Genomic DNA, 24001 nt, shown 5'->3' with positions numbered 1-24001 from the left:
GAAACTTTTCGCTTATTTTTGGATAGTGTTTAAAAGCTTAACTTTCAGGCACAAAAAGATAAAACTATGATGAAAAGAAATTAAGAAGGCTAAAATCGCTTACCTCATAAAAAGGGGGTAAGCACAAATAACCCTCTTTGTTTATGTCCGTACCTTCAAAAAATTCAATTAGCATTTTCAATCTCTGCTATAGCATCATTTCGAGGTTGAAAGGTACCTTGAATTTTATTCAATCGACTAGGAACATGTGCTGTAAGCTTGTATATTCTAAAGATATTTTCCCTAATGTCATTTGATTTTCCTAAACCGTCCCAAACTTCTTCCGGAATCTCCTTATTTAGCCAATCCATGCGAGCCGAAATACTCTCGCTTAGCTCTTTTAACTCTTCAAATTCCGATTTAAAATGTCGATGAGTATTTAAAAGAAGCCTTTTCCACTCTTTAAATTCTCTTTCAGCTTTCTCTAGAGCTTCAGCATTAACCTCAGCTTTTGCTTGGAGCTCCGCCCATTGTTGTTTTTCTTCTGGCTTCAAATTCGGCTCTGTCGCCTTCCATTCCTCATCAATAAGGGCAGCTCCTCCCGGTGGTAGGCTATAAAAGGTTTCTAAATCCAAGCGGCTATCTGGAGGCCTTTTTAAATTAAGAATCCCTAACCGAAATTCATTCAGCTTATCCTGGCTAGCCTGCTGCTGCAAAGCTAAGAGGCCTTTATTTTTTTGCAATCTCCCTAAGCGAGAACGCGGATTTTTTTTGGAAGCGGGAGGCAAGCGGTCTTCATCTAGATCTTTTTCATATCTTTCGATTTCAGATTTTAGTTTTCGAAGCTTAGAAGTTCCCGTAGATTGCAAAAAAACCCTCATAAAAAGGTTTCTAATTGTTCCGAAGCTCAATAGCTTTTCAGGAAAGTTCATGAAAGCTTTACTTTTCTCTTGAAATCGTTCGTAATCGGATTCAATGCATTCTGGCCAATATCTTACTAAAGCGCCAGGATTGACATCTTCTTTTTCAAGCTGCTCTTTAAAAGCTGGGATAGCTTTTGGGTTGGTGGGAGGAACTAAGCGGGAGGCTTTCTCTAGAACTTGTGCTCCTGGGTCATCGGTATCAAGCTGCAATCGTGTTCGGGAATGCTTTTGAGCTGCATTTGCAAAAGTTTTACCGGCAATTTTAGATGTTTTAACGACCCTTTCGCTAAAATCTATAAAGAAAGGATTTTGATCATTTGCACTTCCCACTCCGATTTGACCAAGATTCCTAGCTTTAAGGCGCTTGTAGGTGACTTCAAACCTTTTACTCATATCCTCAATTTGCGGCGATAAATAAAAAATAGGACTATCTGTTCTAATAAATGTTTCCACCTTCATTTTAGCTAAATCGTAGTGAGGATCTTGACTATTCGTGCTGGCCTTAATCAAGCTGCGAAAAGCGCAAGCGTGTAAGTATGCCTTATACATAGCTTGCTTTCTAGCTCCCGCTGTCGTGGTAGGCAAAAGGTTTTTCACTTCTTCTCCATTTATTATAGCAGGTCTAGGAGGAGCATCGGGTACCTCCATATCTGTTTGAAATATATATTCAAATTTTACAGGAGGTTTTCCATCTTTAAAAGAAACTTCAATTTCCATAGGAAAGGAATAAAGCAATTTTGAGGTCTCTTTGCCATCCACTGTCTGCTTGAATTCCCAAGTTTTCATTAAAACGCCGCTAGGATCATCGGCCGGTCGCTTAAAATGCATGGAAATTTGGAAGGATTCTTGAGGCCTTTGTTGATTCCTACTAAGTTGATGCTCATCTAAGATCTCATCGATCTTATTCATCAAACCGGAAACTGTTTTTAAGGGAGGAGGAGGAGCTACTGTGCCGGAAGAAGCAAGCTCAGATTCAGAAGGCGCCTGAGAAAGAGGAGGCTGTGGAGAGGAGACAGGATAAGTGGGTTCAAGGCTGCCGGAATTTGATGGCCCTATCATCATAATCATACCTCAAGCTATTTTAATTAATCATTCGCTCCTTACTTATTATATAATTTTAATAATTTACTATCTATTTAATAAAACAAATTGTTTACGAAAGTGGGTTTTTAATTACTTTTAATTAAAGAGAAAGGTAAAAAATACCTTTCCCTTAATTTTTGCCATTTTATGGAGCAAAAAAAGGATTATCCACTTCAAACTTGAGCAGCTTGTTTTTGGCCAGCCTATTCATTGCCTTTCCGTTAATTTTTTTAGTGAAATCAAATACAACAAGGTCCGGATCTTTATCTCGATCGCCAATCCCAATACTTTTGACATCTCGTTTTTTAAGGGATAGATAATAGGAGCTCCATCTCTTTTTAAAATCTTTGCTTTCATAAGAAATATGAGGAACTATATTAGTCCAGAAACCGTGGTTGCAATAAATAGTGTTAAACTTTCTTTTAGCTATAGAAGAACCTTCATGCATCACCTTCTTAAATAAAATCCTCATTGCTAAACCGTCTAAATAAGCTTCATATTCTGCATTTTTTCTCGCTTCTTCACAAGTTCTGGGAACAGGCATTTCAGCAAAGCATCCTTCCCATTTAGGAGCACTTAAAGGAATCCGTATCCATGTTCTAAGAATATATTCAAAGCTTTCTGAAGATCCATCGTCAAAAGAAATTTCTACATTCATTGGTATGCCATAAAAGGGAATGCTAGGTTTGCCTGCTTCAGAGGCTTCTGACAACCATGTCGTGAGTAGGATTGCTGCCGGATCACGAGAAGAGCTCTTGAAATGCATTGAAAGAGTAAATTTTCGACATCCGGCTAAGGAGTTGCTTTCACGGTTGAGACCTTTTTTGGCCAATATTCGATCAATTTCATCTACCATTTCATTATAATCTTCTATGGGGCCTCTTTTGTAAGTTAATTTTTCAGAGATTTTTGCAGCATGCGGCTGATTTACTGCAAATTCTCTATGGTTAGATAACTGCGATGAGGGAGAAGATTCTGGTGAGCTTAAAGATAATGATGCAAGCGAAGGCGCTGATGCAGATTGAAATTCTTCATCAGAGCTTGACATAGATCGACTTGAGGACAACGCTGAAACAAATGATGCATCCGAACTAGTTTGCTTAGACGGTGCTATAGAATACCCAAGTAATTTTCTTTGGGGCTTACTTTTGTTAAAAACCAGCTCTTTTTCAATATCATAAGGTTGACCTGGTTTATATTCAGTATACTCCCCCTCGGATTCTAGAGCTTTTTTAATTTTTCCAAGTAAGGAAGTGGGTTTTTTGGTTTGTTTAAAGATAGCACAGACAACCCTTCTATCGTTTGACTGTATTCTATGCGCAGCTTGAATATACTCATATTTAAACTCTTCTTCTGCAAATGCATAAATTTGCATGGCTCCTAACTCTATTTTATCTTCCTTTTTTTCAAAAGTTTTCTGATCCCTATAGTAAACAATTTTTATTGGAAGGTGTTCTTTAAACTGATTAGTATACAATGGGCTAATTGTTAAAGAGCTTGCGCCGTTTTTAACATCAAGCTTAGCATAGGATGTCGTAAGGATATTTCTTATTTTTTCTATTCCCCAAGTATATCTGGTAAATGAGGTAGAATATTTTACTTGTGTATGTAGGGAAGGAACGTATGCTCTATCAGGGAGCGTTGTTTCATAACTGGTGAGCTCCATATCGCTAAAAGCTCGAGTCGATATTAAGCTTATTTTCATTTCCTGTTGGCCTATTTTGGAATTTAATTTTGATTTAATCCCAGCTATATACACATCATGAATACCATTTGATAAATCGTTTGTTGTTGAACATTGCATAGTAATCTCCTTGTAAAGTTAGAACAGAAAACACATTAAATAATTTTTAGCATTTTTACAACTTTATTTTTTGATTACTAGTTGTAACCCCTCACTCAAACACATGTGTTTCAGCTTGCTTTTTAAAATTTATTTAAACGTTTCTCTGACTGTGTTGAAAAAATTCCTTCTAGGATCTTGCTAAAATCCCTTAAAAAAAGAAACGCCTTGTTTTTTCCGATCAAAGAAAAGACCAAGGAATTTCTGATGAGTGAACGCAACTGGAAGCAGTATAACAAACAACTCATCCAACGTGGAAGCCTAACTTTTCTTTTAGAGCCAAAACTTCTCAAACCAACAGTAAAACGACAGCCTACCAAGGGAAGACCATACGAGTACTCGAATGTATTCGTTGAGATACTTTTCATGCTCAAAATTCAGTTCAAGTTGGCATATCGTGCCCTTCAAGGGTTTGCTCAGTCTTTTTTAGCAAAACTTTTACCATGCAACAAGATTCCAAGCTATACCTTGATTTGCAAGTGTGTTCAAAAGCTAGGCAAAACATTGCCTAAGCTCTCTCTCACAACAGAACAATCACCCTTAATACATCAGGAGGATGAAAGTGGCAGGCGAAGACGAATGGAAAGTAAAAATGCATGAACGAGGAAGACCTCGCAAGTGGATGAAAGTCCTCTTAGCAGTAGATCCTGAGACTTTGGAAATCTTAGCAGAAATCACGACAACTTAGAGGTTGGAGATAGTAGAATGGCAGCTCCGTTACTGGATCAACTAATCAGTCCGCCAAAACAAGTGATTGGCGGCGGAGAATACGATAGGCAGGAGGCGCGGAAAGCCATCAAAGAGAAGAGAGCCAAACCATTAATTCCGCCTCCAATGAATCCAAGATATAAGTTCAAAAATGATAGGAGAAATTATAACCATACTGGAAATATTAGGCCTTGGAGGTGATCAACAGGCCAGGTCACTTTGGGGAAGACTGACAGGCTATAATCACTGGGTTTTTGTGAAAACGGCTTTTTCCAGTTTGAAATGCTTATTTGGCGATCGATTCTTTTCAAAAACTATTGAACAACAGATAGTTGATATTCGATTCCGATAAATTTTGTTCAACAAGATGAGAAGATTGACAACTTGAGAATTAAAGAATAAGAACTTTTAAAAATTTTAATTATATTTTAAACAAATTTTTTCAATACAGCCAATGGAAAGTAGGAACGGCTGTATTGCTTTGCGCATACCCGCCATTGATCGAGAGTCTGTTTTTGCGCTGTTTGAGAAATTTTTTTTACACTCCTGTCTTTTAGCTTTTGAAAATGGTTTTGGCATAGACGTTCCTCTTTTTACCGAAAGAATGCTCTAGCCTTAAAAATTTAGGAAGTTGAGCTAATTAGACACTTATAAGTGGTAAGTCGAATAAGTCGGTCGTGGAAGATCCCTTGCTGATGGCTTTAGACTTTAGAATATATAAAAGAATATCGTACCTATTTTCATGTGGCGGCCTCCTACAAAATTTCAGAAAGCGTTTGCTAGTGTAATATTCGTTGAATTGAAGACGTACTGATCAAACATCCTGATTTTGCTTTTCCGGACCGAAAAACTCTTTTAAAAAGCAATATAGAATATGACGCCATTTTGATTGATGCCACAGAGACGCCCATTGAAAGGTCTAAAAAAACAAAAGTGTTACTACTCAGGAAAGAAGAAAAGACCCACCTTAAAGGCGCAGATTGGATAAGAAAAGCCAAAAGATTATTTGTGCCGATTTTGCAATGGCAAGAGGCATGATTTTAGGCTCTTTAAAGAATCAAAAATATCTATTCATCCGAAAATAAATGTCTTAAAAGATTCAGCTTACCTTGGATTACAAAAGCTGCATGCTAGAACACGTATGCCCAAAAAGAAAGGCAAAAAACACCCTTGACTAAAGGACAGCAAGCTATCCAGCGAACGAGCAATCAACGAAAATGTGATAGGCTCGTTGAAACGATTTAAAATTATCGCTAAGCGCTACAGAAATCAAAAAAAAACTCTTCTGCCTAAGTTCTAATTTGATCGTTGGGATTTATAATTGGGAATTATACCATTAGGGTTATGCACGAGCTCTGGTAAAAAGAGACTACTTAATAGCCTAGGCACAGCTCCCACCTCAGCCATGTGGGCTGAAATAACACTAAAATTAGCAAACACTTTTATTTAAGTTTTGCTTTAAGAAGAGTGCCAATTCAAGTTTATTTATTGTAAGTCAAAGTTTCTTCAGACCAAAAATCGACTGAATTAATAAAATCTTCTAGGTTATTCTTGAACAATTGATAATCTTCTTTATTCTCTAAGAGTTGGGATAATTTTACGAGTTTACCCTCTTCACTTAATCCCAAAGTTGCCCCACGGGTTCCCTGTCCAAACAAATTTGCCAGAAGAAGCTGAGTAAATAATTCTTCTTGTCGCGTAGATGGACATGGAGCAAATGCACATTCGAAATAAATCCCCTCTGATATAGTCAAAATATAAATTTTAATATCTTCGCTTAAAGGGAAAGCATACACACCAGGGGTTTCTGTTGTCATTGAATTCTCAAGTTCTAATTCAGCAGCTAACCGTTTCATATGATTGTCGAGCATGAAAACTCTCTTTGGTTATAAAAAAATACAGACCCTGGAAAGGGTCTGTGGATGAAATTAAATTTAGTGAATACGATAGTTAAATGCTTGGTAGTTCTTATCAAGAATTTGGGAAACCAAGTCTGCAATGCTTTTCACTTTGTCTTCAATGTCTTTTAAGGAAGCGCTTGCATCTGAACCGATTTTTCGAGAAATTTCTTGGTATGCTTCGAGCATTTTCAAGTCTGCATCATACTCAGCTTTTTTGACTTTCATCATTCCTTGAACGACATTTTCATACATTTTTGCGCTTGCGTCTGTCACATCTTTAGCTGTATCCATAGCAAACATTCTCATTCTGAATTGAGTAGAAATATTAGACCATTTATTGGCTTTGTGTTCATTGAGTTTAAATAAGGCATCCGAGATTTCCTGGTCAGTACCTGCTTTTCCATTTGCAGTATTTGATTTTACAGGTTCATTCAAATCATTGTACTTATTTTGCAAAATCTTAGTCTGTGCATTATGATCCCCAATCGCTTTCTTCATGGCGATGGCGCCCATCGCACCGTTGGCAACGGCCATTCCGAGCTGTACGCCAGCGCTGGCAGCTAACATGTAGTGCATTTGGGCTTCGGTTTTTGCGGCTTCCAGAATATCACTAGCGGCTCTTTTGGCTAGGTCGATGGTCCATTGGTTGGACATAATATCGAGCTTTGTCTCAACCTGTCTTTGTTCAGATTGTACTTTAATCAATTCTGCCATCACTTCTACTAACGCTACCATAAAAGAAGCTGTCAAAAAGGGGTTGCTTTTTCCGGCCGACCCACTGGGAAGGGTGCCGGTGGAGGTAGTCAGCACTAAGGCAGGAGAATCGGATTGGCTATTGACAATTAAGTTTCGGTTATTGACAGAAACATAAGCTGAACTAAATTTATCAATTTCGGTTGAAGCTTGCTCTAAAATATCTTGCATCCCCACGGATACAACGGCGACTTTATTGCCTTGTGCGTCCACTGTCACGCCGATGGAAGCTGCACTTGAGGCAGCTTGAGAAGCGTCACTATCCTGGGTATCGCTTACCCCGACTGGCTTAACTGCGTGCCCTTCGGTTTGAACAACTTGTTTTTTTTGTGTCCCTCCTGTCACTATTTGGCCATCTGCATCTTCTTGAGCTGACAAGGCTTTCTCAAAGGCAGTGAATAAAGAGGGATCGAAATTATATCCTTGGGTAGTTACATCAGAGTTGATAGGCATAATGAACTCCTTTTTTTCGGTTTATAAACTCACTCTTCCAACTACACCTGGCTGATTCCGGTCAAGTTTGTGAGCTGGTCGTCTAATTTCCCTGCTAGGGCGGCTCCTGCTAAAGAGCTAAATTCTGTAATAGAAACAATCTCTTTTTTAAGGCTATCTCCTGACTGTCCTGTCAATTGAAGTAATGACTCCAAACTACTTGAAAAAGCTTCGTAATCTTGATTCTGCAAAGCGATGCTGGCTTGGCTGAGATAGACTAAGGCCCCTTGACCCACCTCTTTGGAAAGCTCTCCGCTTTCTTGCTGGTTAGTGATGTATTGGTCAAGGGTGTTTAAATGATTGAGCAGTTGGGGCTGTAAGCTTTCAATTAAGTCGTTGGCTTGCGATTTCCCTAGGGTCCCTGCGGCTTGTATGCCGAGCGTGAGAGACCACAAGGTCAAGGCTGAAGTGAGCGGCTCGGCTGCATTTTGCTCTACCCCTGTGGTTGAAACTAACTCCCCAATCACGGTTTCAATCGCGCCAGAGCTTACTAGAAAGCTCACAGCGAGATCTGTGGAAAAGCGTGTAGCGGCGTTCATATCTCCTTCTGATCGATCGGGAAACTGCCCTACTCCATTTCCCAAAGTAGATCCTGCTGAGACCGAAGCCAGCGCTAAAGTGCTGAGCATTAAATTTAAGGACTGGATTTGGGTCTGGTTGTCTAAATTGAGCACATTTTGCAATCCACTGGCAGTAGTATCGATGAGGGAGGCAAAATTGTCGCTATACACTCCATTTTCCCCTGAGAGACCTTTATCCACAATCAGCAAGGAGAGCAAATTGGAAGGAGCGACCGATCCAAGGGAATAAGCCGAGGTAATGGTGCTAAGAGCCTCCATTGAATTTCCTAAAATTTGATAGGAATTCTCTCGCAAATCCCGCTGTAATGTTTCTTGGATGTTTTGCAGTCCTGTAGAAATTTGGACTAGGTCCCCTGAGTAAACAGTTTGCTGTTGAGAGAGCGCAGTTAAGGCTGAGCTAAAGGTTTCCATTTCGCTGAGAGCATTTTGCAGGGTGTCATAATTGGGATCGTTGGGTCCAGCTTCACTTAGCATGCTTTGCAGGGAAGAGGAAAGCTCCTGATTTAAGTTAAGTGCGGATAAAACCGCTTGATAAGGGGCTGTTTGAGCATTTTCTAAGCGATCGGAGGCTAAAGTGCCGGCTGCTGGAGGAAGCGCGGCACTTTCAAGCGAGGTAAGCACTTGCGCAGTAGAAGACAGCAAATTATCGAGGGCCACAAAGCTTAAATTTTGCTCTTGCGCAGGTAGAGCTTGGTTTTCCTCCAAGCCGTTCGCTAAAGCCGTAGGCAAACGGGAAAGCAGGTTTTGATAGATCCCGGTGGTATCTTGGGTTTCTGGGGCATCCTCTGCAGATCCCATCCGCAATTGCGCTAAGGGGGCTAAGACAGGTCGAGAAGCTGAGGCTTTATATTGTTCATACACTTCCTCTGCGCCTCCCCCTAATTGGGTGAGGGGAATCTCGACCGTATCTTTGACAAGCGCCAATTGGGCCTTTTGTGTGTCTTCGATCCCTCTTTGTTGCCAATCATAAACGGTGGGTTGTTGAGGGCCTCCAAGAGGCCCGCCTGATCCTGAAACGCCATCCATAGGTTTTCTCCTACTGTCTTTTTATAGCTCCAAAGTAGGGGGTTCCCAGGGTCTACCTGGCTCTAGGTTCATGTCTTGCGAACCCCCCTCCCCTGCTGCCATTTGTTGAGTCTTGCCTGACGAGGCTTTTTTCCCTTCTGCCTGTTCCAGGGCTTTTTCAAATTTGGCTTCCTCCTCGGCTCCATTGATGAATAACTTATCAATGTCTACCCCTTCCACATCACAACCTATGGAGATCAAGTAATCTTTGATAGGAGGAGGAGTATCGGGTAAGCCAAGCTCATCTCGAATTTTTTTTCTCATTAAGATGGCCCTAGAGCGTAGTAAAGAATACCTGGGGTAAAAACCCAGTCTAATGGCATCATCTAAGGCCAGTAAAGCTTCGTAGGGTTGATTGAGTTTCAAATAACAGTCTGCGATATGAAAAAAAGGAACGGGGGATTCTTGCTCATAAAAGGCCGCTAACATGTAAACTTCTATGGCAGCCTGATATTTTTTTTGCATATGCATGCTGGCGGCAAGGCCTAAGGCGTATTTGCTGCGAGAAGCATCCAAAGTCACCAAAAATTGGAAAAGGCTTTGGCTGTCGGCATAATTTCCGGCGTTGTAGAAACGATAAGCATATCCATAAAATTCTTCGAGCATCTCATCGCTCAAACCCATAGCTTGCTGGGGAGATTGTCCTCCTTTAAAAATTTTAAGAAGCGTTTCCTCATAAGATTGGCGCTGCTCTTTGGTGATTTGGGGACCTAATTTATCTATCTGTTTTTTAATGAGCTCTTCGGCTGTTGAGACCATTCTTCACCCTCCCTCTCGTAATTTGGGGAGCTGCTTTTAGGCAGCTCCTGAATTGGCTATATTGGTTGTAATTTGGCTTTGGCTGCTCCAAAGATGTGTTTTGAGTGTGGAAATTTCAGAGATGGCTTCTGATTGGATAGGCATCCCGGAAGTCAGGCTATCAATGATTTTACGGAGCAACTTAATCATGGCATTCATCATCTGCATGTCTGCCTCAAGGTCAGCTTTCTCTAAGGCAAGAGCAGCTTGCTTGAGTTGGGATCGAATTTGAATCCCACTTTGAGCGGCATCTAAGCCACTTGACAAAAGCTGAACAGAGATTTGAGCAATCTCTAATAGTTGCGATTTGGCAAATTTAAGGATCATATCAGCCACCTTCTCTGCTAATTGCGCCATTTTGGTCAGCTGTTGAATAAGGGTTTTTGCCACATTCGCGACTGTTTGGGCAATTTGCTGAGGAATCAATTCGGCCTGGATAAAGAAGGTAAAGACCATAAAGGCTATCGAAGCCACCACGGTTGCCACGGTGACTAACACCATAGCCGTAATTTGCTGCGCCATCTCATCTCCACCCATGAACTTTACTAGGTTTTGAATGATGTTACTTTCCATGACGGCCTGTCCGATGGCTTGTATTCCCACTGTCATTCCCACCATCGGATTAGCGGTCATAATTAAAGCCGTTAAAGCAATAATCGCCACAGTTTTAATAATCATATCCATAGCTGTTTGAAAAGCACTAGGACCTGGAATAATAGCCTTGATGGCTTCTGTCAAACCTTTCATCACATAAGACATCACTCCTGGTTTTCCACTGGCAGTGAGAGCTTGGTCTGCCACGGTGTAAGCGATAGCTGCGGCAGCTACGGCAACTCCGAGCAAGCCAGCTCCTGCTCCCATCGTAAAAATCGCAATGATTACCGTTAAGACTGTCATGATGGGGCCAAGCACTTTCATGATCGAATTGAAAATCCCCATACCGGGCTTACCCGATTCTCGTTGTTTCTTCAACTCCTCTTTTTGCTTTTCGAGTTTATTCAGCTGGATATCCAGCTCGGCTTTTCCTAAATCTTTGGATTTAATGGCATCCTGATTTTGGATAAGGTAAATCTCTTGCTGAAGCTGAGTTAAAGCATCGCTGATAGCTTTCATGAAGTCCAAAATCTCAGCTCTCATGGGAACATTCGGCAAATCTAGAGCTAAGGTTTTCGCATTGGAAATCATCTCTTGGGCCGTGCTAATAGCATTTGTTCCCACTTGAGCTGAAAAGGCATCCAACATAGTATTTTGAGTAGCCCCCACGGGAGCTGTCCAGTCAGAGGGTAATCCATACTGGTCGCGAATGGAGCTAATCGCAGCCTGTTTCAGCTTGCTGACCAAGGCTGTCATTTCAGGAGAAGCCACCTCGGGATTATCAAAAGCTTCCATGATCTGGTCAATCTGGTCCTGAGTAAGGGGTGGGTTTTGATTTTTAGCGTAATTGCTCACTTGCTGGGCAAAGGCTGCGCGGTAAGCGCCTTTGATGATGGCATTTTGACCCGAGTTGTCTACGGCTGGCTTCCATCCGTCTGGGAATCCATATTCGCTAATTAAGCTCCCTAAAATCATGCTTTCTAACTGCGCATTGACATCGCGTAGATTACCTGTGACGCTACTACCGGGGTTGTAGTGAGCGTTCTTTAGCTGAGCAAGCTGCTGAGGAGTCATATTTTGGAGGGTTTTGACCAAATCGGGAGAGGACTGGATCTTGGAAAAATCTCCTGAAATAACGGCATTATAAGCCGAGTTGTAATCTTTTGCCAGCTTTGCATCAAAGGAAGAGCTATCGGCAGAAAATTGCCAATCCTCAGATAAGCCCAACTCTTGCTTAACCTGTTCACCCACTTGCTTTTCAAGCTGGTTCGCCAAATCACCGGAAGTTCCTGTGGCAGCTTCTGGGTGGGCATGCGCGAACATTGTTTTTGCAACCAGTTGTTGAGCCTCATCTTCAGGCAATCCCATTTGAGCCACGGCTTGCTTTACTGCAGCTTTGAAAGCATTCTCGTAGGTTTGATTAGCTGTATCTTGAAGTTGCTGGGCGGCTTGAGATTGGGCTGTAGATTGATTAGGGGCTTGTTTGGTTAACTGCTCGACTTGTTGCTTAGCCTGGTTCACAACTTCATCGAATTTGACTTTAACTTGTGGATTGACGGATGACTTAGATCTTGCTGGATTAGCATACTGGGTAAACGCTTTTGCCGCATCCGAATCGGAAAGCTCTCCACTGAGGATCGCTTCGGCGAGCCCGCCTTTCACAAAGTTATTCAACAATTGCTCAGGGGTCTCAGAGGTGTTGAACATTTGGGAAGCTTCACTCATGGTCATTGGCTTAAAGGGAACTCCATTTTCAGACGGAGTTTCTAGCGCAGGGGCACCGGGGAGCTGCTGATAAGTTTTAGGTGCGCCTTGTGTCCCTTCTGCTTGATTGAGCGAATCTTGAGTAGTAGCGCCTTTCGCGACATTTACTGTAGCTTTTGCGCCTTCCGCTTCGTTGGTAGTCACATTCCAGTTGGTTTGTTGTCCCTGTGACGAAATATTAATATCATCCATACGATTCTCCTAAAGTTTTTCAATAGAGGCCTTAGAAAAACAAACGATTAAGCCTATGAAATCGGTTGGCTGGTCTCCGCAATTTGCTTGTAAATCTTGTCAATTTCTTTTTGCAAACTTTTAATTGTCAAAGTTGTGCGATCTTTTAAGGTCGCATATTGAGGCTTATTGCCTGCGCGCTCTAGAGTCATTTTTAAAGCGATCATGGCTGAAACTTTATCTCCCATTTGGATATAACAGTCAGAAGAGTGGTAATGGGGAATCGGATTTTCAGGATCTAATAAGGCACAAATAGCGTAGACTTGCACAGCACTTTCATAAGCTTTTAGCATGTGATAGCTGGCCGCTAATCCCATGGAATATTTAGATTCCGTTCCATTCAACATGATGAGTAAGCGAAATAGATGGGAGGCATCCTTGTACTTGCCTGTATTGTATAGGCGATAAGCTTGCCCATAAATTCCTTCCACCATGGCATCGCTCATCCCCATCAAGTCCTTGGGAGCAAGCCCCTTCTTCACCACGTTTTCGGTGGCGGCTTTAACTTCTTTGATTTTTTCTTCCTTTAATTCAGCTCCCACTTGCGCGGTGGCTTTTTTCATTTGGCTTTGTTCACCTTTCATGAGGGGCTCTCCTTATTCTTTCAAAATACTTATGTTATTGATTGAATCCACCTTTTCACGCTGAATAAAAATGTTACCCTTCGTTTTACCCTAGGTATTTTTATTCTCCTTAGTTTAGCGGTAAATGGAACTTAAAATTGTGCTAAATTGCTGAAGGATCGTGGTGATCAGATCGCTCTGCTGGGTCACCGCATCGTTACTTTGGTTAACGTTGGTCTGTAGCGCTTTGGAATCGTCGCTGAGTATGGAGCGGTTAGAGCGCATGGTTTCAGTAAAGTTAGAGTTTAAGTTATTCAAATCGTCGCGTGAATTACGGCCAGATGTGGTGCTCTGGTCAACCGCAGGAACCCCTCCCCCTTGCACGAAAGTAGGCACTTGGTTCATCTCATCCGTATAGGCTTTTTGCCATTGGGTCAAAATGCTCAAACGGCCGGCCTGAGCTGACGCCACGTTTTGCAAAGTATCGATCAAATCCATCAGGATAGCAAGGATGCGGTTCAAAATTAGCACTTTCTTCGAAGCGGATGTTTCCACAGAAGTGATTAAGGGACCAGAAGCCCCGCTCAAAATGCGGCTGTAATCCTGCTGAACCTGCTCAAACCAGTTATAAACTTGTTGGCTAGGAATAAAATACCCATCTGTCCCCTCATCGTCTGTGCCCGTGAATAGCAAGACATCTTGGTAAAAACTCTTTAATTTTGTCGCAAAGTTCCCATTGGGAAAAAAGGCGTCGTAAATTTGCTCGTAAGTGTCGAGATCAGCGGTACCAGAAGAAGAAACGTTAAGAGCGGCCGTTCCTGTTAAGAAATTATGCCACGCTGTCATAAAATCTATTGCCGTTCCAACTGACCCATCCGATTGATAAGAATAATTGCTGATAAAATTGGTAAAGGCGCTTTGAAATTGAGCAGACATATCGGAATCAGTCACCGAAGATAAAACGCTCCAATCTCCGGTTGAATAGCCTACATACTCGGTATACTCCTTGTAAAACCCTGTATAGGCACTCCCTGCGGTGGGGCCTGAATTTGTGCCTCCATTGTATGTGCGAAAAGCATTAATAAAGTCTTTCCAAGTCGTGGGCAAATAATTACTGATCGAATATTGTGCAAAGAAGCTATCGAGAGTTTTTCCCTGCGCAGTCGACTCTGTATTCATCCCTGTGTAAGCAGGTTGAGAGGTATTGGTAGTAGGAACCGACTTAAAGAGAATATTTTTTAGGTTCTCAAGAAAGGTCAGCCCATTAAAACCTGCATCGTTTGGCGAAGTAAAGCCAAGATCTTTCCCTGAAGTTGCCATATGTTTTACCCTCCTTCACGTTTTTGAGAACTCAATCAATGCCATGCGCGGAAAAGTCATCCTCAGGGAGACTATCTCAAAAACACCCTTGTTTTAATTATACCCATTCATATTTTTATTAATAATATTTTTTATTTTATTTACTAATCCCTTGGGCCATTTTTGTAATGAGTTGGGTGAGCGCCTGCAAAATAGCGGAGGCGGATTTATAATATTCTTCAAATACAAATAAATAGCGTCTCACCTCTTCTTTTTGGCTATCGTTCAGCGACTCACCTGCCGTAATCGCAAAGGTAATGTTTTGTTGAATCAAGCCGGCCTTACCCGCATTGGTGTTACTATGTTGATCCAAATTATCCAGCATCCAACTTTTAAATGCCTGAAATGCCGCTGTAGTATTGGTAGAAGCGGTGACAGGCACACCGCTTACCGCAAAGTAAGTGTTAAGATCGTCTAGAACACTTTTCAATTTTCCTAGCAGCGTGTCTCCTTCGGTTCCACTTGTGGCATCTGTGATGGGAGCTAATAAAGTAATCTCCTTCTCTAAACGGCTTCTTAAGCTAATTAGTTGAGTGAGTGCCGCTTGGAATTGAGGCCCTGGGACAGCGGTTCCAGCCCCATTTGTACTGCCCAAACCCGAAGCAAGCACGGGATCGATCGGTATGCCAAAGTAAGCGCTAGCCGCATCCGGATATTGCTTTCTAAACAAACTAGGGTCACTCCCCACTGCCGCACGGTGTAAGTCAAATTTAGAAGAGAATGGTGCTTTTGAGTTAGTCGTAATCCTGTTATGTAAAGTTTGCAATTCAGCCAAAATATCTAACGAGTCCTTGGTAATTTTCAACGCGTCTTCGAGGGAAGCCAGACTATCGCCTAAAACTTCATTTGCCGTTTTGACATAAATTAACTCCACTAACGATTGCAAACTGCGGTTGCCGTCTCCCGAGACAGAAATGGCGGCTTGTAAAATATTGGCAATCACCGGAGAAGCTGCGGCTAAAGATTTCCAGTGTTGGGCTTCTGTTGCCGTAATAGAGGAGGCGGGGTCGGCAACTCCTGCCGCTTTTAAAGACTGAATCAGGAGATCCACATTACTTCCCATTTCCACGGTCATGTAGTACGTTTTGTCAGGAAGACTTGGATCGACTTGGACTGACTTCCCCTCTTGAGCTAAGCTAACCAGACCCTGAATAGCGGCGCTCATTTCGTCCGCGGTCGTTTGAGTAATATCAGTTGTGGCGGATGAAGCGTCCATGTTGAATACGTCAACGAAAGTTTGCAGATACCCTTGATAAGCTTGGCCTACCTCTGAAGCCGTATATTCCACATTTGCTTGATAGCTTACTCCATCAATGGTAACGTTGACCAAACTGATAGAACTCATAACATTTCTCCTTCTTCCCTCTACCCTGAGACTTATCAAAAGGCAGCTCAAAATTTTTCGAATAACACTTTATTTCTTAGGTTATTCTCTATATCTCTGTTTCCCTATTATTATTCTATCAAATTTTTTCTTAACCTTATGACCTCTTTCCCTGTAGAATTAAAAAGTTAATTACAAAGGGCTTAGTCTTCTACACCTGTAAAGAGTCAATAGGCCGCTCCAATTGTTGCATTCCCATGGAAGGGATAGCCGTCGATAACAAAACTGTCGCTGGCTGTTTAATCTGACTCAAGAATTGTGCCAATTCTAAGTTCGGATTGGTTAAATCTCTCATTTGAGAGGCCCATTCAGCTAAAATAGCGCTTTGCCCTTCGCTAGAAAGAGCGCCTAATTGCTCTTTAAATAAACTGAGCAAGGAGGTTGCCGATTGGGATTCTTGCTCTGTTAATTCCCCTACAGTAGATAAACCGAGCAAAGCAAGCGTGTAATTTGCCGCTAATTTTTGAGCAGAAGAAGATCCCAAGTCAGGAGAAGCTAAGCCAAAAACGCGGGAAAATACTTGCTGGGCTAAGGCTTGGGGCTGAAGCGCCTCTCCCAAGCTGCCTGATTCCAAGGGATTGTCTTCAGGGTTGAGATAATCCACAATGGCAGCTTGGGCTGCAGCCTGTGCTTCTTCCTGAGAAATCCCTTGATTAACCAATTCTTCTTGCAGGGCATTTTGCAAATCTGAGACGCTTCTTAAACTTCGCCCTCCATGGATGGCTGCTGTGATAGCTTGACTAGCCTGTGTATCTGCATTCTCGGTTTGCAAGCCTTGAGCTAAAGAAGCTTGCAATAAATTTAGGTTAACTAAATTAGCGCTTAGTGCTTCTGTAAAAGCTGACTCAGCTAAGGCTATAGTCAAAGTACGAGAAAGGCTCGCTGCGGTTTCACTTGAGAAGCCTGCTTGGCCAAGTGCCGTATTGAGGGCTATTTGAAAGCTGTCTGGACCACTGGCTTTCGCTAAAGCACTTTGAACGGCTTGTTCAATCGTTCCTTGGTTAACCCCGCTATTCAAATTTGCCGCTAAAGTGCTGATAGGTAAATTCGCCGAGGCTATTGCCCCACTTAAAACGCCATTCAAGAATGGTAAATTTGCCGAACCACTTAGCTCTGCAAGAGTTAGCGCGGCTAAATCCTCTGCCTGCTGGCTTGAAAGGCCTGCTTTTTGAAATTCTTGGATCAGGGCTTGCTGCAGGGCACTTGAATTATTGACGTTCACGCCTTGATTCTGCACATTGCTAAGAGCGGTGCTTACAGTTTGTACATTGACGTTTGCTTCAGAGGAATTTGCGGCGATGGCAGAGCTCAATAAAGACAGTGAAAGAGGGTCCTGGAGGAGGTCACTCGCCAACGTTCCCTTAGAGCTAGAAGCTAATAAAGCTGAATTGGCAGGTAAATTCTCCAGATTGGATAAAAACTGAGAAACAAGACCGGGTGACTGCATGGACATAGCTGCTTGTACGAGAGCGATTTGTAAAATCGCTAAGTTAGTCGTGGCCGTTAAGACACGTTGGGCTTGAGCAATGCCCTGATCTGAAATCCCCGCTTCACTTCCATTGGCAGAAATTAATCCCCCCAATGCAGTTTTATAAGCCTCACTTGAGAGGGAGCTAACCACCTGTTGCACGATCCCATATCCGACAGATAAACCGACAGCTGGACTGGTTGGAGGAATTAAGCCTTTGCTTTGAGCAAGCGCATTTGTAGCAGGTAAACTCGCATAAGTGCTGACTTGACCAAGCAATTGGATAGTGTTTAAGACAAGTTGATCATACAGATTAGGACTTAAGGGTTGGCTATCTTGTAGGGTGGCTGATTTGTATAAAGCATCCGATAGCACTCTAGCGGTGGAAGGAGAAGTCTGCGTGGAGCTGCCTAAAACTGTAAGAGCTGATCCGGCAGAAGAGGTAGTGCTGTTGCCTGTTAAATTTTCCCTATTTTGCTGAATATACGCATTTGGCAAATAGGGCTCCGTCCCTGCTAGATAGTAATATTGAAGCTCCAGATAGGCTTGGTTCAAATCCATTTGATGATTGCTAGTGGTAATGAGTGTTAAGGCAGCAGTGACAGCGGGCTGATAATAAGTGGTTAAAATGCTCGACTCAGTATCTGCATTAGTAATAGAAGGGAGCATCGCCACTCCACTGGTGGGGAGAGAGAGGTAGCTTGGCGGGTTTGTGACAGTCGGCATTTCAGCGGATACATAACTTGTGGTACTTTGATCTTTGAGTGAGAGTGTGATTCCGAGTGCGGCTGCCTGGGCATTCAGATCGGCAAGTTGAGCATTATTTTGAGCCACTCTCGCATTATAAGTGTCGACCGCTGCATTATAGGTTGACTGAGCAGATGCCAACTGAGCATTGCGCGTCTCTAAATAACTATTATAAGCCGCCACTGCCGCATTATAATCCTTGGCAGAACCCCCTGCTTGGTATGCCGCCGTGGCTTGATTCATTAAATTGATCTGATTTGCATCTTCTGCTCGCCCTGCTTGAATCACACTGTTTAACTGCGCAGCGGCTGCATTAAGATCAGCAATCGTATCGTTCTCTTGATTGACTAACGATTGAATAGCCCTTGAAAACACCACGAGCGTCTTATAAAGGGCAAGGAGAGCTTGGGCAGTTGCAGCATTTTCTAGATATCTATCCTTGTCTTGCAAATAATCTTGGGTTTCAGCTAACTGGACAGCTTCCTTAAATTCACGTAAAGCGGCCTGTATCGTTTCAGTGTAAGTGGAAAGCGCTACATGGGAAGAGGGGGTTGGCAATAAGGGGCTTCCGGAAGGACCGACAAGAACTAGGCTACTTGATTGGGTCGTAGCAGCCGCTGAGGACAAGGTATCTAAAAGGGTGTCTGTCGAAGATGAAACCTTTTTAGAAGTAGTCGTAGAAGGCTGAATGGTCGAATCGTAATAAGGATCAACAAGCGGACTGCTGAGCGGATCCAAATTAGCATCTGATCCTGTTACTGGCATTGTCATTCTCCTTTGTTGGCATCATTTACCATGACGCGAATGTCGTCTTATCTAGCAATTAGGAATCCATCCCTTTCATTTTTACAGCTTTAGAAAAAGATTGGCCTCTTAATGGGTACATCCTTAAAAACTTTATTATAACATTAAGCCCTTTAAAATTCACTGCCTGGAGGCAAAAAATTTCTTTAAATTTGTTAAATTTTTTCTTATCAAAAAAACCTCAATCACTTAGAAACAAAAAATTAATCGGATTAGCTCACTCTCCCCTTTTTGCAAGGGGAGATCTTTTTTGAATTAAAAAGATGAAAAAAAATTGAAATTTTATAATTGTTGAAAATTTAAACAAACAGAAAGTAAGATAACCTCTAAATTAAATTTTTCATATAAACAATGGAGAAATATTATGCCTTTCCAAGTTTACGAAAATAAAAAGACCTTTGATTGCCGAATAAAAGAAATCAAAGAAATTAGCCATGCAAGTAATCTTTATCTCAATACCAGCTTAAAAAAATCTAAAAAGCAGGATGGAGCTTTGATTAGCTGGCTAAAGTGGATTGTTTGTTTGATTATCCCTAAACTTCATATAGCGCAAACGGCCCCTTTAAAAGTTGCTCAAGAAATTTGCACATTCGCTGAAAAACACCAAAAATTTTTAGGAGAAAAAGACCAATTAGCTTTAATCGAGGCGGTTGAAAACCTTAAGTTTAAATGCCATAAATATGCAAAAGGAAAAGAAAAAAACCTGGATGAGGTGATTGACAAGATTAAAAATTTAACTACCACTAAATTTCACGATATAGATGATCTCCCTGTGGAAACGCTTGAATGGGTATTAAGCAAGCTTGGGAAAGAAGATTATGAAAATTGCTTAACAGTAGACCGAAGATGGAATGAAACAATTTTAGAAGCTGCTAAAAAGAAAGAGGCTAGCCTTATTAAAAATTTTATCCAATTTGCAATTGACCATTATAAGGCTGTCAAAGATACTTTAATCTATGAAGAAAACGCACCTTGGAAAAATGAGGCAGCATACTTGGAAATGAGATTATTAACCCACTTAGAAAACATAAAAAATAATCTTAATTTTTCAAAAGCGGCCACTCTTCCTCAATTAAAAATCGCGATTTTTGGCGAAAAGCTTAAAATTTTGATGGCGATGCAGTCTTATCATCCGCAAGCTTTAAAGTCTTTAAGAGAGCAAGGCAAAAACCTAAAATTACCTTGGCTTTTTGATGATATTTTTATCCCTGGTATAAACACAGGCGACAACATTCTTGAGGGCATAGAAAAACTCCTAGAAAAAGGCGTATTTGATGTAAAAATAATCAATGAAAATACGAGCGAGTATTTTAAAGGGCACACGATAAGGACGCTAGCACACAAGTTCGTAATCACTAATCAATCTGAAAAAGCGATAGAAATTGCAAATACTATATCAGATAGGAGTCTCAAACATTTGGCCTTAGAGGACATTTTCAAGGCATTAGCGCAAAATAGTTGCTTTGAAGAAGCCTTAGAAATGGCAAATAACCTATGCAGCGAACGTGATAAAGGCAAAAATCTCGCCCACCTTTCTACAGCCATAGCAAAATCAGGCCGTTTTGAAGAAGCGCTAAAAATTGCAAATGACATCCAGGAAGAAAGCTGTAAAGCGGGTGCCCTCATTGATATCTCTAAGGAATTAGCGCACGCTGGCCGTGCAAAAGAAGCATTAGAAATTATAGATAAGATTTCCGAGGATCATCTTAGACCACATTTTGAAAGTAAGGCCCAGGCCCGCGCTGAGATTTCTAAATTAACAACACAAGCTAGCCATGTGAAGAAGGCATTAAAAACTACAAGTCCCCTCACCGAAGGAAGTCGTAAAAACAATACCTTTCCTAGTATTGCTGCAGCATTCGCCCATTTTGAGCGTTACGAGAAGGCGTTAAAAATTGCAAATACCGCGCCTCGCGGTAGTTTAAGAGACAAGGCCCATGCCACAATTTCTAGCACATTAGCATTACAGGGCGAACTTAAGAGGGCCACCAACATTGCAAACCTTATCATTGACAAAAAAATTAAAAACGAGGCTCTTGCCGATATTTCTAGGATATCGACAGCTTCTAAAGCTACCAGAAGACCCAACTGATGGGTAGAAGGGGCTTTGCCATTTGGCCAAACAGAGGACTGCTAAGGGACAAGGACTCTGGTCCTAAGCCTACTGTTTGGCCCTGCTTCCTTTTAATATACACCACCAAGCTTTCATAGAATGCACGCATAGCAAACTTTGAAAGCCTATTAGAAAAGAATTACATAGTAGCTTTTCATTTTTATTTGGCAGCTTCAAAAAAAGGAGCCGCTAGAGGCTATCCCACAGCAATTGATGGCCAAATAGAGGATGCCTTTAACCTAAAGCCATCTAAAAGTTTACTTAACGATACTTAAGTTTTACAACTTCTGAAGCTGATGGCTTGATCATTGGCAAAATAAAAAACTTTATCACCGAGTAAAAAATCCCCTTCCTATAGCAAAGCTAAGCATTCAATCGGAGGTAAAGGCAACTTGGCATTTGACCGATCTTGATAACTAAACGATTGACTGTAGCTGACCCAAGACAGCAATTCCTTATCATTTACTCTCCCCTAGCTTCGAATCCTAAGCTTCAGTGGTAAAGAAACAAGTTTAGGAATTCAAAGGCCTCTTTTACTCAGAATAAAAATTTAGTTTAACTTAAAAACTTAAAATTTACATAAAATAAAAAAAGTTTTATAATATTTTTAATCTCAGTTTTAACATACATAGTAGAGGGTTATTATGCCTTTTAAAATTAGCGATAACAAACAACGCTTTGATTCTAAAATAAAAGAAATTGAAGAAATTAGCCATGCACATGATCTTTATCTTAATACGAAATTAGGAAAATCTAAAAGGCAAGATGGAATTTTGGTTAGCTGGCTAAAGTGGGTTATTTGCTTGGTTATTCCTAGAGTTCACATCACACAAACAACTCCTTTAAAAGTTGCTCAAGAAGTTTGCAAATTCGCCGAACAACACGAAAAGTTTTTAGGGGAAAAAGATCAATTAGCTTTAATCGAGGTGATTGAAAACCTTAGGACTAAATGTCAAAAATATGCAAAAGGAAAAGAAAAAGAGCTCGATGAGGTGATCATCAAGATTAAAAATTTAACAACGACTAAATTTGTTGAAATAGATGACCTCCCTCAGGAACTCCTGGAGCCTATATTGGGCAATCTGGGAGGAAAAGATTATGAAAGCTGCTCAAAAGTTGATTCGAGATGGGAGAATACCATCCTAGAGATCGCTAAAAAGAGAGAAACCAGGCTTATTAAGAATTTTATTCAATTCGCAATTGACCATCAATATGCTATCAGAGCTTCATTATTTTGTTGTAAGAACTACTCATGGGAAGATTCGGAAAGCTGCTTGCAGCCTGTAGCATTAAGATATTTAGAAAATATAAAAAATAAAATTGATTTTTCAGGATCGGCTACTCTCTCCCAATTAAAAAACGCGATTTATTGTGAAAAGCTTAAAATTTTGATTGCTATGCAGTCTTATATTGATATGAAGGCTTATCGTAGGATAGCTTTGAAAACTTTAAAAGAGCAAGCCAAAAACTTAGAATTACCTTGGCTTTTTGATGATATTTTTGGCTCTCATATAAATGACCTAGGATATATCTTTAGTAGCCTAGAAAAACTGATAGAAAAAGGCCTATTTGAGATAGAGATTATAAATGAAAATTCCGATGAAAATTTTAAAAGAGAGGCAGTAAGGAATCTAGCAGAAAAGTTCATCCGAACCAATCAATCTGTGAAAGCGTTAGAAATTGCAAATGCCATATTCGACGAAAGGCTTAAAAGCGAAGCTCTCGCCGATATCTCTAAAGCATTAGCACAAGCTGGACGCTTTGAGGAAGCACTAGAAATTGCAGATGCCATATCCGACAAATTTTGTAAAAGCGATGCCCTAGCCAATATTTCTGCAGCATTAGCACAAGCTGGCCATTTTGAGAGAGTATTAGAAATTGTAGATGCCATATCCTACATATATTGTAGAAGCAATGCCCTAGCCAATATTTCTAAAGCATTAGCACAAGCTGGCCACTTTGAGAGAGCATTAAAAATTGCAAATGCCATTCCTGAGGATAGTTATGAAAACGATGCCCTCGCCGATATTTCTGCAGCATTAGCACAAGCTGGCCTCTTTGAGAGAGCATTAAAAATTGTAGATGGCATATCCTCCGAATTTTATAAAAGCCAAGCTCTCGTCAAAATTTCTAAAACATTAGCACAAGCTGGGCGTATAGGGAAGGCATTAGAAATTATAAATAAGGTTCCTGAGAGTTATTTTTATTGTTACGGAGCTAGGGCTAGATCCCTAGCTGATATTTCCAAAGTAGCAGCACAAGCTGGCCATTTTGAGAAGGCACTAAATATTGCAAATGCCATCTCTAATGAAAAGTTTATTAAAAGCAAAGCCCTCGCTGATATTTCTGTAGCATTAGCACAAGCTGGCCATTTTAAGAAGGCATTAAAAATTGCAAATTCCACATCTAGCAAATGTGATAAAACCGATGCCCTCGCCGACATTTCTAAAGCATTAGCACAAGCTGGCCGCGTAGAGAAGGCAGTAGAAATTATAAAAAAGATTCCCAAAAGTCATTTTAAGAGACATTACGAAAGTAGGGCTAGATCCCTCGCTGATATTTCCAAAGTAGCAGCACAAGCTGGCCATTTTGAGAAGGCATTAAAAATTGCAAATATCATATCTGACGATGAAAGGTTTATTAAAAGCAACGCTCTCGCCGATATTTCTATAGCATTAGCACAAGCTAGCTACCCTGAAAAGGCATTAGAAATTGCAAATACTATCCCTGATGAAAAACATAAAAGTGAGGCCCTTGTCAACATTTCTAGAATAGCAGCAAAAGCTGGCCAATCTGAATAGGATAGAGGTTGAAAACGCTGAACAAAGTAAACTTTTAAAGGTAGATG

15 protein-coding genes and 1 pseudogene are annotated in these 24001 nt (G+C 41.1%); 5 read left to right on the top strand and 11 right to left on the bottom strand.

Going from position 1 to position 24001, the window contains the following annotated elements:
- Window positions 1–164: 164 nt before the first annotated feature.
- Together PARA125_RS03645 and PARA125_RS03640 are read right to left on the bottom strand one after the other, a co-directional pair.
- Window positions 165–1964 carry a hypothetical protein gene (locus PARA125_RS03645; RefSeq protein ID WP_213157350.1) on the bottom strand — a complete coding sequence of 600 codons (1800 nt, stop codon included), beginning with the start codon at window positions 1962–1964 and terminating at the stop codon, window positions 165–167.
- Window positions 1965–2130: 166 nt separating this feature from the next.
- Window positions 2131–3789 (bottom strand): hypothetical protein, encoded by a 1659-nt coding sequence (locus PARA125_RS03640; protein WP_213157349.1) that lies wholly within the window; start codon window positions 3787–3789, stop codon window positions 2131–2133.
- A 246-nt stretch (window positions 3790–4035) separates the two neighbouring features.
- On the opposite strand from PARA125_RS03640, the gene PARA125_RS10140 reads away from it, so the two are divergent.
- The 3 genes and pseudogenes from PARA125_RS10140 to PARA125_RS10135 form a co-directional block, all read left to right on the top strand.
- Window positions 4036–4428 (top strand): transposase, encoded by a 393-nt coding sequence (locus PARA125_RS10140; RefSeq protein ID WP_213157348.1) that lies wholly within the window; start codon window positions 4036–4038, stop codon window positions 4426–4428.
- Complete coding sequence (locus PARA125_RS09935) at window positions 4391–4516, top strand: hypothetical protein (RefSeq protein ID WP_283248327.1); 126 nt, start codon at window positions 4391–4393, stop codon at window positions 4514–4516. Before PARA125_RS10140 ends, PARA125_RS09935 begins: the two co-directional genes overlap by 38 nt.
- A 676-nt stretch (window positions 4517–5192) precedes the next feature.
- A pseudogene (locus PARA125_RS10135) lies at window positions 5193–5876 on the top strand (transposase family protein); the annotation flags it as partial.
- A 141-nt stretch (window positions 5877–6017) separates the two neighbouring features.
- Here the strand turns inward: PARA125_RS10135 and PARA125_RS03630 are convergent.
- The 9 genes from PARA125_RS03630 to PARA125_RS03590 form a co-directional block, all read right to left on the bottom strand.
- Window positions 6018–6407, bottom strand: coding sequence for a type III secretion system chaperone (locus tag PARA125_RS03630; RefSeq protein WP_213157347.1), 390 nt, complete (start codon window positions 6405–6407; stop codon window positions 6018–6020).
- Window positions 6408–6470: 63 nt separating this feature from the next.
- Entirely contained in the window at window positions 6471–7643 is a 1173-nt protein-coding gene (locus PARA125_RS03625) for a hypothetical protein (protein WP_213157346.1), read from the bottom strand.
- 41 nt (window positions 7644–7684) lie between these two features.
- Window positions 7685–9289, bottom strand: coding sequence for a hypothetical protein (locus tag PARA125_RS03620; protein ID WP_213157345.1), 1605 nt, complete (start codon window positions 9287–9289; stop codon window positions 7685–7687).
- Between the two features lie 21 nt (window positions 9290–9310).
- Window positions 9311–10087: a SycD/LcrH family type III secretion system chaperone gene (locus PARA125_RS03615; RefSeq protein WP_213157344.1), complete on the bottom strand. Its 777-nt coding sequence runs from the start codon at window positions 10085–10087 to the stop codon at window positions 9311–9313.
- Between the two features lie 36 nt (window positions 10088–10123).
- Window positions 10124–12676, bottom strand: coding sequence for a type III secretion system translocon subunit SseC family protein (sctE, locus tag PARA125_RS03610; RefSeq protein ID WP_213157343.1), 2553 nt, complete (start codon window positions 12674–12676; stop codon window positions 10124–10126).
- 53 nt (window positions 12677–12729) lie between these two features.
- Window positions 12730–13299: a SycD/LcrH family type III secretion system chaperone gene (locus tag PARA125_RS03605; RefSeq protein WP_213157342.1), complete on the bottom strand. Its 570-nt coding sequence runs from the start codon at window positions 13297–13299 to the stop codon at window positions 12730–12732.
- Between the two features lie 114 nt (window positions 13300–13413).
- Window positions 13414–14598 carry a hypothetical protein gene (locus PARA125_RS03600; protein WP_213157341.1) on the bottom strand — a complete coding sequence of 395 codons (1185 nt, stop codon included), beginning with the start codon at window positions 14596–14598 and terminating at the stop codon, window positions 13414–13416.
- A gap of 136 nt (window positions 14599–14734) precedes the next feature.
- A complete protein-coding gene (locus tag PARA125_RS03595; protein WP_213157340.1) occupies window positions 14735–15982 on the bottom strand; it encodes a hypothetical protein in 1248 nt (415 codons plus the stop codon).
- 190 nt (window positions 15983–16172) lie between these two features.
- Window positions 16173–19001, bottom strand: a complete 2829-nt coding sequence (locus PARA125_RS03590; protein ID WP_213157339.1) for a hypothetical protein — start codon at window positions 18999–19001, stop codon at window positions 16173–16175.
- Window positions 19002–19404: 403 nt separating this feature from the next.
- Between PARA125_RS03590 and PARA125_RS03585 the strand changes: the two genes are divergently transcribed.
- Window positions 19405–21132, top strand: a complete 1728-nt coding sequence (locus PARA125_RS03585) for a hypothetical protein (protein ID WP_213157338.1) — start codon at window positions 19405–19407, stop codon at window positions 21130–21132.
- Between the two features lie 665 nt (window positions 21133–21797).
- Window positions 21798–23954, top strand: a complete 2157-nt coding sequence (locus PARA125_RS03580; protein WP_213157337.1) for a hypothetical protein — start codon at window positions 21798–21800, stop codon at window positions 23952–23954.
- The last annotated feature ends 47 nt before the right edge of the window (window positions 23955–24001 follow it).

It is taken from the genome of Parachlamydia sp. AcF125 (assembly GCF_018342475.1).
GTDB lineage: Bacteria > Chlamydiota > Chlamydiia > Chlamydiales > Parachlamydiaceae > Parachlamydia.
Note: the sequence above shows the minus strand (reverse complement) of the source record. Positions and strands in the feature narration are given on the sequence as shown.

Coding starts and splice junctions, on each gene's coding strand:
- PARA125_RS03600 (WP_213157341.1), bottom strand. CDS start 14,598: ATGGCAACTTCAGGGAAAGATCTTGGCTTTACTTCGCCAAACGATGCA.
- PARA125_RS03590 (WP_213157339.1), bottom strand. CDS start 19,001: ATGCCAGTAACAGGATCAGATGCTAATTTGGATCCGCTCAGCAGTCCG.
- PARA125_RS10140 (WP_213157348.1), top strand. CDS start 4,036: ATGAGTGAACGCAACTGGAAGCAGTATAACAAACAACTCATCCAACGT.
- PARA125_RS03640 (WP_213157349.1), bottom strand. CDS start 3,789: ATGCAATGTTCAACAACAAACGATTTATCAAATGGTATTCATGATGTG.
- PARA125_RS03620 (WP_213157345.1), bottom strand. CDS start 9,289: ATGGATGGCGTTTCAGGATCAGGCGGGCCTCTTGGAGGCCCTCAACAA.
- PARA125_RS03585 (WP_213157338.1), top strand. CDS start 19,405: ATGCCTTTCCAAGTTTACGAAAATAAAAAGACCTTTGATTGCCGAATA.
- PARA125_RS03625 (WP_213157346.1), bottom strand. CDS start 7,643: ATGCCTATCAACTCTGATGTAACTACCCAAGGATATAATTTCGATCCC.
- PARA125_RS03630 (WP_213157347.1), bottom strand. CDS start 6,407: ATGCTCGACAATCATATGAAACGGTTAGCTGCTGAATTAGAACTTGAG.
- PARA125_RS03645 (WP_213157350.1), bottom strand. CDS start 1,964: ATGATGATAGGGCCATCAAATTCCGGCAGCCTTGAACCCACTTATCCT.
- PARA125_RS03580 (WP_213157337.1), top strand. CDS start 21,798: ATGCCTTTTAAAATTAGCGATAACAAACAACGCTTTGATTCTAAAATA.
- PARA125_RS03605 (WP_213157342.1), bottom strand. CDS start 13,299: ATGAAAGGTGAACAAAGCCAAATGAAAAAAGCCACCGCGCAAGTGGGA.
- PARA125_RS03615 (WP_213157344.1), bottom strand. CDS start 10,087: ATGGTCTCAACAGCCGAAGAGCTCATTAAAAAACAGATAGATAAATTA.
- sctE (WP_213157343.1), bottom strand. CDS start 12,676: ATGGATGATATTAATATTTCGTCACAGGGACAACAAACCAACTGGAAT.
- PARA125_RS03595 (WP_213157340.1), bottom strand. CDS start 15,982: ATGAGTTCTATCAGTTTGGTCAACGTTACCATTGATGGAGTAAGCTAT.